Below are 10,929 nucleotides of genomic sequence, written 5' to 3'. Positions count from 1 at the left end.
AGTTTCAAGGTTAATGCCGCAGATTCCAGCCAAGTGACCAGCGAACCACACTGGTCAGTTTTGTTCCGTGCGCGTGGAGTTGCGTACCTCATGGCTGGATCCAATCGGCGTCCGACGTCAGGAATGTCCCCCCGCGCCCATTCGGGCAGCGATGCGCAGTTCGTGCTGAAGCGCCGTCGGCCGCGTCTGTCCGTCCGTCGTCTCGCGCTGCTTTCCGGCATTTTGGCGAGCGGCGTTCTCGCGCTTTCCTCCACCACCGTGGCGTTGCAGGACGTTGCCAGCCTCTATGGCAAGGATCTTCCGGTTTCGCAGCGCTGGCTGGCGCGGCTGAAGCCCACGCCGTCCGGCGAAGCCTATCAGCCGACCTTCCTTTCCCCGCCGCCCAGCGCGCGGCTGGTGGCCGGCAACGCCATCAGCGACGGCATCCTGATCGAACCCACGCTCGACGTCGCGGCGCGAGGGCCGGTATCGGCGCCTGACTTCACGCCGCCGGTTGTCAATCGCAGCATCAAGCAGAACATCACCGTCGCGCAGCGCAAGCCCGAGCCGGTCAAGACGGCCGCTGCCCGCTTCAAGGCCGGTGTTCTCAAGACAGCCGATCTCGACAGCGTGTTCAGCAACGCCAACGCTCTTCCGAAGACGGCGTTCCTGATGGCGCACGATGTCGCCAAGCCCGACCAACCGCTGCAATACGCGTCCAGCGCCACAAGCCTCGATGCCTCGAAGGCTGCGGAAGTCGCGAAGCCGGTCGTCGCGCTCGCTTCGATCGCGCCGCTGCCGCGCCGCAATTTGTTGAGCAATGGCCGTGGCAAAGCGAACGAGCCGGATAGCGCAGCGGCCCTCTCCGCCCCGACCGGCAGTGCCGTTATCTCGGCCTACGCCAATCCCGATCAGGACAAGGCGCTCAGCGCGCCCTTCACGGCGCTCCTGAACCGGCCGATGGCGATCGGCAAGGACGGCAAGCCGGATCATGCCTGGGTGATGAACAAGATCCCGAACAATGCGCGTTCTGCCACCGAGCAGAAGTGCCTTGCGACGGCGATCTACTTCGAGGCGCGCGGGGAATCGATGAAGGGCGAACTGGCTGTCGCCCAGGTCGTCATCAACCGCCTGAAGAACCCGGCCTATCCGAACACGGTCTGCGGCGTCGTTTACCAGAACAAGAACATGCGCAACGCCTGCCAGTTCTCGTTTGCCTGCGACGGCATCCCCGACCGCATCACCGACGCCACATCCTGGACGCGGGCGCAGATGCTGGCGAAGCGCGTGCTTAACGAAGACAATTGGTGGAACGCCGATGTCGGTTCCTCGACGCATTATCACGCCAATTACGTGAAGCCGCGCTGGGCCCGGACGATGAAGAAGATGCAGAAGGTCGGCCACCACATTTTCTACAAGACCTATGGCGGCGGCTGGATCTGAGGCGGAGAGGCGTCGGTCCTGACAGGGCCGCGCGCCGGAAAGCCATCGGGCCAGCCATACCTCCAGCGTCATCCCTGCGAAAGCAGGGATCCATGCAGCCGAGGTCTTTCCCCCCCCAGACTTCCATTTCACACGTGGATCATGGCCAGGAGAACTTGCCGGCCACAACGGGTCTAAAGGTGGATCCCTGCTTGCGAGGGATGACGGTGAGCGTGGGGCAATCGAGAGTCTAGTCCCAGACGGCCCGACCGCACCTCGCCTACCCGATCTCGACCACCAGCCGACCCCGCACCTTGCCCTCGACGATCTGCCTCGCTGCGTCGAGCACGTCGTCGAACGGGATTCGCTTCGTCATCGCGGCGAGCTTCGCCCGGTCAAGATCCCGGTCCAGCCGTTCCCAGGCCGCAATGCGGATCGGCTTCGGCACGTAGACGGAATCGATGCCGTAAAGCGTCACGCCGCGCAGGATGAACGGCGCGACCGTTGCCGGAAACGCCAGGCCTCCGGCCAGTCCGCAAGCCGCCACCGCGCCGTCATATCGGATCTGCGAGAGGAGATTGGCGAGCGTCTGGCCGCCGACGACATCGATCGCTCCGATCCAGCGCTCGCGAGCAAGCGGCTTGCCGGGACCGTCCAACTCCGAGCGTTCGATGATCTCGCTGGCGCCGATACCCTTCAGATAGTCCTCCTCTTCCGGCCTGCCGGTCGAGGCGACGACGTGGTAGCCAAGGCCGGCCAGAAGGGCGACAGCGACTGAGCCAACGCCGCCGGCGGCGCCCGTGACGAGGATCGGTCCCGAGGACGGGTGGATGCCGTGACGCTCGAGCGCCATCACAGCCATCATCGCCGTGTAGCCGGCGGTGCCGATCGCCATGCCTTCGTCGGGCGAAAAGCCCGACGGCAACGAAATCAACCAGTCGCCCTTCCAGCGCGCGCGTTCCGCCCAGGCGCCGAGATGCAGTTCGCCAACGCCCCACCCGTTCAGCAAAACCCGGTCACCCGGCTTGAAGCCCGGCGCTGCCGATTGCTCGACGATGCCGACCCCGTCGACGCCTGGCACCATCGGGAAGCGGCGCACAACCGGCGCCCGGCCGGTGATCGCCAACCCGTCCTTGTAATTGACCGTCGATCGCTCGATGCGAACGGTGACGTCGCCTTCCATCAGGTCCGAGTCGGCCAGCGCGGCAAAGCCGACGGACTGGGTTCCGTTCTCGTCCTTCTGGATCAGGACGGCCTTGAAGCCGGGCATGCGAATTCTCCTGCAGGTGTTTCGGCCGGGATGAAAATCACCTTCCCAATCATAGGAAGTCGAGGCGGGTTCGATAAGGTTGGAACGCGGCGGCCGGTCGGAAAGATCCATGCGTCCGCCCCTTCCCACCACCTACCCACCTTCTGTGCGGCCTGCCCTTCCTTGACCGGGCAGGCGCCGGGCGATTAGGGTGCGCCGCCTTCGCGTTGCATCATGCGCGCGTTCGATTTTCTCAAGGTTTGCCGGTGTTCGACACGCTTCCTCCCCACATGCGCCCCGACCGGTCCTTCCAGGGCCTGATCCTGACGCTGCAGCGCTTCTGGGCCGATTATGGCTGCGCGATCCTGCAGCCCTACGACATGGAAGTCGGCGCAGGTACCTCGCATCCCTCGACCATGCTGCGGTCGCTCGGTCCGAAGCCGTGGAAAGCCGCCTATGTGCAGCCGTCCCGCCGGCCGAAGGACGGTCGCTATGGCGAGAACCCGAACCGGATGCAGCACTATTATCAGTTCCAGGTCATCCTGAAGCCGAACCCGCCGAACCTGCAGGAGCTCTATCTCGACTCGCTGCGCGCCATCGGCATCAACATGGCGCTGCATGACGTGCGCTTTGTCGAGGACGATTGGGAAAACCCGACGCTCGGCGCCTGGGGCCTCGGCTGGGAATGCTGGTGCGACGGCATGGAAGTGTCGCAGTTCACCTATTTCCAGCAGGTCGCCGGCATCGAGTGCAATCCGGTCTCGGGCGAGCTGACCTACGGCCTCGAGCGCCTGGCCATGTATGTGCAGGGCGTCGACAACGTCTATGACCTGAACTTCAACGGCCGCGAAGGCGACGACAAGGTCACCTATGGCGACGTCTTCAAGCAGGCCGAGCAGGAATATTCGCGGCACAATTTCGAATTCGCCGACACGGATACGCTGTTTCGCCGCTTCGCGGACTGCGAGCGGGAATGCCTGGCGCTACTCGCCGCCGGCGGTATGACCATGCCCGCCTATGACCAGTGCCTCAAGGCAGGCCACGCCTTCAACCTGCTCGACGCGCGGGGCGTGATCTCGGTCACCGAACGCCAGAGCTACATCCTGCGCGTCCGCGAACTGGCCAAGGCCTGCGGTGCAGACTGGCTGGAAACCGCAGCCGGGGGAAAAGAATAAATGCCCGATCTTCTGCTTGAACTCTTCTCCGAGGAAATCCCCGCCCGCATGCAGCGCAAGGCGGCGGAAGACCTGAAGAAGCTCGTCACCGACGCGCTGGTCGAGGCCGGCCTGCATTACGAGGGCGCCAAGGCGTTCTCGACGCCGCGCCGCCTTGCCTTGACCGTCACCGGCATCCCGACGCATTCGGCCGCGACCCATGAGGATCGCAAGGGACCGAAGGTCGGCGCACCCGACGCCGCCATCCAGGGATTTTTGCGCGGCGCGGGGCTGACCTCGCTTGACCAGGCGCATATTCATTCGGACCCCAAGAAGGGCGATTTCTACGTTGCCCATATCCACAAGCCGGGCAGCGACACCAAGGACGTGATCGCCACCGCGATCCCCGCCATCATCCGCTCGTTCCCCTGGCCGAAGTCGATGCATTGGGGTACCGGCAAGCTGCAATGGGTGCGCCCGCTACAGGGCATCGTCTGCACTTTCGGTCCCGAGACGGAAGAGCCTGAGGTCATCGATTTCGAAGTCGATGGCATCCGTTCGAGCAACATCACCCACGGCCACCGCTTCATCGCGCCGAGCGCGATCCGGGTGAAGCGCTTCGACGACTATATCGACAAGCTCGACAACGCCTCCGTCATCCTCGATGCCGACCGCCGCAAGGACGTCATCCTGCATGACGCGCGCGACCGCGTGTTCGCGCTCGGGCTGGAGCTGGTCGAGGACGAAGGCCTGCTGGAAGAAGTATCCGGCCTGGTCGAATGGCCGGTCGTGCTGGTTGGAACCTTCGAGGAAGAATTCCTCTCGATCCCGCCGGAAGTGATCCGCGCCACCATCCGCGCCAACCAGAAGTGCTTCGTCGTCCGCAAGCCGGGCACGACTGAGCTCGCGAACCGCTTCGTGCTGATCTCGAACATCGAGGCGATCGACGGCGGCGAGGCGATCACGGCCGGCAATGGCCGCGTCATCCGCGCCCGCCTGTCGGACGCCAAGTTCTTCTATGACACGGACCTGAAAACCCGCCTCGAAGACCGGCTGCCGAAGTTCGATCAGATCGTCTTCCACGAGAAGCTTGGCACCCAGTCGGAACGCATCCTGCGCCTACAGAAGCTGGCTGCCGCCATCGCACCGCTGGTCGGCGCCGATGTCGAGAAGGCCAAGCGCGCAGCACTGCTCGCCAAGACCGATCTCGTCACCGAGGTCGTCGGCGAGTTCCCGGAAGTCCAGGGACTGATGGGCCGCTACTACGCGCTCGCGCAGGGCGAGGATGCTTCGGTCGCCGCCGCGATCGAGGATCACTACAAGCCGCAGGGACCGGGCGACCGCGTGCCGACCGATCCGGTCGCCATCGCCGTGGCTTTGGCCGACAAGCTCGACACGCTCACCGGCTTCTGGGCGATCGACGAAAAGCCGACCGGCAGCAAGGACCCCTATGCGCTGCGTCGCGCAGCCCTGGGCGTCATCCGCGTTGCGCTGTCGATCGATGCCAAGCTGCCGCTGAACACGGCGCTCGCCAAGGCTATCGAAGGCTACAACGACCAGACGGAAGCCGACGCGCTGACGGTCTACGAGATCGCGCAGAGCAAGGTTTCGACCGAAGACGTCGATGGCGAACAGGATCTCGATATCGCACTGGAGAGCTTTGGCCGCCGGTTGCGCCGCGATCTCGACGCCAAGACGCCCGAGATCATCGCCGACCTGATCGCCTTCTTCGCCGATCGCCTCAAGGTCCAGCTGCGCGATCAGGGTGCCCGTCACGATCTCGTCGATGCGGTTTTCGCACTCGGCAATCAGGACGACGTGCAGTTGATCGCCCGTCGCGTCGAGGCGCTGGGCAAATTCCTCGATACCGAGGATGGCAAGAACCTGCTCGCCGGCTACCGCCGTGCGGCCAACATCCTGAAGGCCGAGGAAAAGAAGGGCGACAGCTTCGACGGTATTGTCGATGCCTCGTACCTCAAGCTTTCGGAAGAGCGCACGCTGCATGTGGCGATCGCCAGCGCCCGCGCAGAAGCCGAGGCAGCGGTTGCCCGAGAAGACTTCGAAGGCGCCATCGCCGCCCTCGCCCGTCTGCGGGTTCCGGTCGATGCCTTCTTCGAGAAGGTGCTGGTCAATGCGGAAGAGGCGGATGTTCGGACAAATCGCCTTCGCCTGCTGAACGCCATCCGCAGCGCCACGCTGGCCGTTGCCGATTTCTCCAAGGTCAGCGGCTGATCTTTTGGAACGACCTGCCCTCCCCCGCCCAGGGGGAGGGCAGCAACAAACCTCTCCAAAAGGTGGCAATTCGTTCACGCCACGTAACAGCGTTTTGACACTCGGGATGATTGAATCTCCGACGCGAAAGCGCGAACCTTGTGGGATGCCCTCGGCTGGGGCTACCTGTCCCGAATAAAAGAACTGCAAGGTTAAATGCGAGGCGCGAGCGACTGTGAGGTCTCTCGAGTTGCACGTCGCTGCCGATGGCATGGGCTCAAGGAGCACACCATCATGCAGAACCAAACCAAATATGTCTCGCTTGCTCTTGCTGCCGTCTTTTCCCTCGCCGTGCTGCCGGCTTTTGCGAATGACGGCCCCTCAAGGAGCACATCGAAAAGCTACGGCGGGGGCGGCCTCTCCAGGCCCGGCGGCATGGGCTCCAGTGGCGGTCTAGGTTATGGCGGCGGTAGAGGCTCCGAACATGGCGGCTGGGGCGCCGGAAATGGTATGTCGGCGAATAATGGCAGCCATGAGCATGGGCACAGCCATGACCACGGTCACGGCTCCTGGCCTCCTAGCGGCGGCGGCGGAGGTGGTGGCGGGGGCGGCGGAGGCGGAGGTGGTGGCGGCGGCGGCGGCGGTCCAACCCCGCCGACACCGCCCGTCCGCACGCCATTGCTCAACCTGTTCAGCAGCACTGGAGGCGGCAGTAGCAGCAGCATGCCGAACTACGATTGTTCTCAATATGGCTACGCAAACACGCCCTGGTATTGCAATCCGCCGCCGGTAGGCCTGATCCAATAGGGCGGAACTGAGCTTGAAGCCTGAAATTTCCGGGGTCGCGTAAATGTGACCCCGGTCATAGAGCTCCGTAAGGGAATGGCAGATGGTGCACCTGCCGTCGGCCGGGACTTCGATCCCGACGCAGGATCCCGAACGGGAACGCATGAAGCGCGCGGCCGACACGATGTCGGTCCGGATATCGCGTCGTCATCGATGGCAAGCTCAGAGGAGCACCATGATGACCAAGCGCATTTCCATTTCGCTGGCGGCCTTCGCCGTCGCATCTCTTTTCATTGCAGACATCGCCCCGGCTGTCGCTCAGCAGGCAGCGCCGTCACGCACGCCGTCCTCGACCGTTCCCGGTGGCCCGAATGGTGGTGGTGGCAGTGGCGATGGTGGTATGCGGTCGATTGGCTGCGGGGAATTTGGCTACGCCAACATGCCCGGCAGCTGCATTTCCCAGGCCATGTCCTGCATTTGCCCGAATGACAGCGACCCGAACTATCGGGCCCCATCAAGCTGCGAGGGAATTCACCGCAACGTCCGTCGTGCGGCAGAACGGCAATGCGCCATTCACCGGAGCGCGATGCGCCAGGTCGACTAGGTCGGGCGCGAAATCGCGCCCGCTACCAGGAAGGCAGAAGCCGTCAGAGGTCGCGCGGGCGATAGATGCCGGTCGCGGGATCCTGAACCAGAGTCGCCATCGGCCGATTTGCCATGGCGCGCTCGGCTTCCCGAACCCGAACCGCGACGCGCTCGCGCGTCTTCATGAAGGTCCGGGCGGCGACCACGCCCAAAGTGCCCAGAAGCGCGAACATCAATACCTGCGGCATCATCCATTCCTTCCCTCTCGAGCCCAAGGCTCGCTCGATCGACGTGCCGGAGAACCGCCGGGAAAACCCGGCCCGCGACTAGAGCCCGAAGCGACTCCAATGCGCGCGTTCCTCCAGCGTGGAGACCGCACTGTCCACCATATTGGACGCAATAGCGGCGGAGGCAAGGCCTCCCGCGCCACCACCGCCGAACCGCGCCAAGACGCCGCGCTTCGGCGCAACCAAAACCATGCGCATCTTGTCACCGAGCCGACCGCGCAAATAGGAACGCAGGTCGCCGACTCGGTCGACCAAGCCCAGCTCCAGTCCTCGTGTGCCGGACCAGAATGCGCCGGAGAAAAGCGTCGGATCATCGGAGAGCCGCTCGCCACGGCGCGCCCGCACCAGGTCGATGAACATGTCATGCACGTCGCGTTGCAGCGACTTCAGGTGCTGGATATCGGCTTCCTTCTCGGGCTTGAACGGATCGAGCATCGCCTTGCTCTCTCCCGCCGTATAGACGCGACGCTCGATGCCGATCTTTTCGATCAGCTTCTCGAAACCGAAGCCGGCCGAGACAACGCCGATCGAACCGACGACCGAGCTTTGGTCGACGATGATAACGTCGCCAGCCAGCGCGATCAGATACCCGCCCGAGGCCGCGACATCCTCGACGGCGACGATCACGTCCTTCTTGTTCTCCTCGGCGAGAGCCCGGATCCGCTTGAAGATCAGGTGCGACTGCACCGGCGACCCGCCCGGCGAATTAATCAGGATCGCTACGACCGGCGCCTGCTTCATGGCAAAGGCCCGCTCCAGCTGCGGTGCGACGCTCGACAGCGTCATGCCGGCGCGAAACTGCGAGACGGCGCCGATCACCCCGGCAAGACGCACGACAGGCACCACGACCTCTTCCTTGCGGAAACGAGCCGGCAGCCGCTTCAAAATCGTTGCTTTGAGATCCTGGAACACGGCGACTAACCTTCAGGTGGGATTGATTGCGGCCTCGCCCCAGAGCGGGTCGGACCAGACGGGGTGAATATCGGCAAGCGACGCGCCATCGCGCAGAATAGCGACCAGACCGGGCAGAAAGGCGGAGCCCGCCATGCCATGCAGGATCAGGCCCGGCAAGAGCCGCATCGTGGCGCGGCTTCCCTTGACGCCCCGCACCAAAACCCGCGTGGCGGGCTCCTCGGCCCGGGGATGGAGCGGCAAGACCGCCAACCCGCCGAATCGACCGTCGCAGGCGGTAAGAACAGCCGGCAGCCTGTCGGCCGGAAGAATCGCGGCGAGCGTCCCCTGTGGCCGGATGAGTGCCGCGGCGGCGCGGAACCAGTCGTCCAGACCACCATCGCCCAGCACATGGGCGCGGGCCCGAAAATCATCCGGCGAGGCGCGGACGCTGCCGCGGTCGTGAAAAGGCGGGTTCATCAACGCGTGGTCGAAGCTTCCCGGCAGCAACCCTGCCGCCTTGCGAGCCTCCCCGGCCAGGAGATCCGCGCAAACGACATCGACCCTGTCCGCGAAATCCGCATTGCCAGGTCGAGCGAGCGCCTCGCGGGCGCAGGCGACAAGCTCAACTTCGCGCTCTACCAGCACCACATGCGCCGCTCTGGCGCGCGCGGCGAGCGAAAATCCCGCGACGCCGGCTCCCGCGCCCATATCGACAACACGGCCACGAACGCCACGCCCCAGCGCTGCCGCCAAGATGATGGCATCGAGACCCGAGCGATGATGCCCTCGCGCCGGCTGGACGGCTTCCACCAATCCGCCTAGGAAGGCATCCGTCGTTGTCTCGAACGCTGTGTCCAGCATGATGCTAGAGCGCCTCCGGCCGAAGTTCGCCGCCGACGCCTGCATCCACCAGCAATGTCCTGGCTTCTTCCAGTTGTTCGGTCAGGACTAGGACACGGCGGGGCAGCACGCCAAGCGAGCCCTCCATGACGCTCATGTTCTGATCGACCACCAGATGTTCAATGCCGGCATCCTTCAAAAGGGCCTCGACGAAGGAAATCATGACGATGTCGTTGGTACGGATGAGTTCTTCCATGTCCCCTCAAGGGCTGTTGTCGGCAATGTCCCACCCTGCCGAGCCTAAGGCCGGCCGGGCGCGGCGGCAATGAGGCGTGCTGCGACCTCGATTGTCTCGCAATGCAGCATAAATGCCCCGCTCGGCAACTTGGTTGCATCCCCGAGCCATCGTGTCACTTGTTCCGATCTCTCTCCCCCCCTATTGTCCCCGGCGAAACAGAGGCGAACCGGGAGCGTTGCCCGTGGGATTGGTAGTTCCGCTCGACGAGAGCAAGAAGAAGGGCGCAGCCCGGATCGAGCCTCTCGTCGCGCTAGTATCGGCTGACATGGATCTGGTGAACCAGATCATCCTGTCGAAAGCCGGATCTGATGTGGAGATGATCCCCGAGGTCGCCCAGCATCTCATATCGTCTGGCGGCAAACGCCTGCGCCCGATGCTGACGCTCGCCGCGGCGCGGATGTCCGGCTATCACGGCGACGGGCATGTGAAGCTGGCGGCCAGCGTCGAGTTCATGCATACGGCGACGTTGCTGCATGACGACGTGGTGGATGAGAGCGAGCTCCGGCGCGGCAAGCAGACGGCGCGCATGGTCTGGGGCAACCAGGCCAGCGTCCTCGTCGGCGATTTCCTGCTCGGCCAGGCCTTCCGCATGATGGTGGAAGTCGGCTCTATGGATGCGCTCGACGTGCTGTCGACTGCCGCCACGGTGATCGCCGAAGGTGAAGTTATGCAGCTCTCGGCCGCCAAGAACATGGCGACCACCGAGGATGAGTATCTCGCCGTGATCAAGGCCAAGACGGCGGCGCTGTTCTCGGCCGCGGCCGAAGTCGGCCCGATCATCGCCGACAAGGGGCGCGACGCCCGCGCTGCGTTCCGTTCCTATGGCACCAATCTCGGCCTCGCCTTCCAGCTGATCGACGACGCGCTCGATTACGGCGGCAATTCCGCCGATCTCGGCAAGAATGTCGGCGACGATTTTCACGAAGGCAAGATCACGCTCCCCGTCGTGCTCGCTTACCGGCGCGGCTCCGAAGCCGAGCGCGCCTTCTGGCAGCGCACGCTCGAAAAGGGCGAGATCAACGAAGGAGACCTCGAAAAGGCGATCGCGCTGCTTCGCTCGCACGACACGATCGATGAGACGATCGAACGGGCGCGTCATTTTGGCTCGGTGGCCCGCGACGCGTTGGCGACCTTCCCGAACACGGCCTGGAAAGCAGCCCTGCTGGAAGTCATCGACTTCTGCATCGAGCGCGCGCACTGACAGATGTGGCGCAGAGGGTGCGC

The 10,929-nt window shown here is 64.3% G+C and carries 10 protein-coding genes; 5 read left to right on the top strand and 5 right to left on the bottom strand.

Annotated elements, in window-relative coordinates; translation table 11 throughout:
- Positions 1-123: 123 nt before the first annotated feature.
- Positions 124-1,422: a cell wall hydrolase gene (locus OSH12_RS00165; protein ID WP_266341481.1), complete on the top strand. Its 1,299-nt coding sequence runs from the start codon at positions 124-126 to the stop codon at positions 1,420-1,422.
- Positions 1,423-1,681: 259 nt separating this feature from the next.
- Here OSH12_RS00165 and acuI read toward each other — a convergent pair whose 3' ends face one another.
- Complete coding sequence (gene acuI, locus OSH12_RS00160) at positions 1,682-2,671, bottom strand: acrylyl-CoA reductase (NADPH) (RefSeq protein WP_266341480.1); 990 nt, start codon at positions 2,669-2,671, stop codon at positions 1,682-1,684.
- A 269-nt stretch (positions 2,672-2,940) separates the two neighbouring features.
- On the opposite strand from acuI, the gene OSH12_RS00155 reads away from it, so the two are divergent.
- The 3 genes from OSH12_RS00155 to OSH12_RS00145 all read left to right on the top strand — a co-directional run bounded on the left by OSH12_RS00155 (position 2,941) and on the right by OSH12_RS00145 (position 7,405).
- A complete protein-coding gene (locus tag OSH12_RS00155; RefSeq protein ID WP_380224348.1) occupies positions 2,941-3,825 on the top strand; it encodes a glycine--tRNA ligase subunit alpha in 885 nt (294 codons plus the stop codon).
- Positions 3,826-6,036, top strand: coding sequence for a glycine--tRNA ligase subunit beta (gene glyS / locus OSH12_RS00150; RefSeq protein WP_266341478.1), 2,211 nt, complete (start codon positions 3,826-3,828; stop codon positions 6,034-6,036).
- Positions 6,037-6,904: 868 nt separating this feature from the next.
- On the top strand, positions 6,905-7,405 hold the full coding sequence (locus tag OSH12_RS00145; RefSeq protein ID WP_266341477.1) for a hypothetical protein: 501 nt from the start codon (positions 6,905-6,907) through the stop codon (positions 7,403-7,405).
- A gap of 43 nt (positions 7,406-7,448) precedes the next feature.
- On the opposite strand, the gene OSH12_RS00140 is transcribed toward OSH12_RS00145, so the two are convergent.
- The 4 genes from OSH12_RS00140 to OSH12_RS00125 form a co-directional block, all read right to left on the bottom strand.
- Entirely contained in the window at positions 7,449-7,637 is a 189-nt protein-coding gene (locus OSH12_RS00140) for a hypothetical protein (protein WP_266341476.1), read from the bottom strand.
- Between the two features lie 75 nt (positions 7,638-7,712).
- Positions 7,713-8,585: a S49 family peptidase gene (locus OSH12_RS00135; RefSeq protein ID WP_266341475.1), complete on the bottom strand. Its 873-nt coding sequence runs from the start codon at positions 8,583-8,585 to the stop codon at positions 7,713-7,715.
- Positions 8,586-8,597: 12 nt separating this feature from the next.
- Positions 8,598-9,428 carry a tRNA1(Val) (adenine(37)-N6)-methyltransferase gene (locus OSH12_RS00130; protein ID WP_266341474.1) on the bottom strand — a complete coding sequence of 277 codons (831 nt, stop codon included), beginning with the start codon at positions 9,426-9,428 and terminating at the stop codon, positions 8,598-8,600.
- A gap of 4 nt (positions 9,429-9,432) precedes the next feature.
- A complete protein-coding gene (locus tag OSH12_RS00125) occupies positions 9,433-9,663 on the bottom strand; it encodes a putative signal transducing protein (protein WP_266341473.1) in 231 nt (76 codons plus the stop codon).
- 223 nt (positions 9,664-9,886) lie between these two features.
- On the opposite strand from OSH12_RS00125, the gene OSH12_RS00120 reads away from it, so the two are divergent.
- Positions 9,887-10,906 (top strand): polyprenyl synthetase family protein, encoded by a 1,020-nt coding sequence (locus OSH12_RS00120; protein WP_266341472.1) that lies wholly within the window; start codon positions 9,887-9,889, stop codon positions 10,904-10,906.
- Positions 10,907-10,929: the final 23 nt, after the last annotated feature.

The organism is Kaistia terrae, assembly GCF_026344005.1.
GTDB lineage: Bacteria > Pseudomonadota > Alphaproteobacteria > Rhizobiales > Kaistiaceae > Kaistia > Kaistia terrae.
The sequence above is the reverse complement of the archived record's forward strand: the minus strand, read 5'-3'. Positions and strand labels throughout refer to the sequence as shown.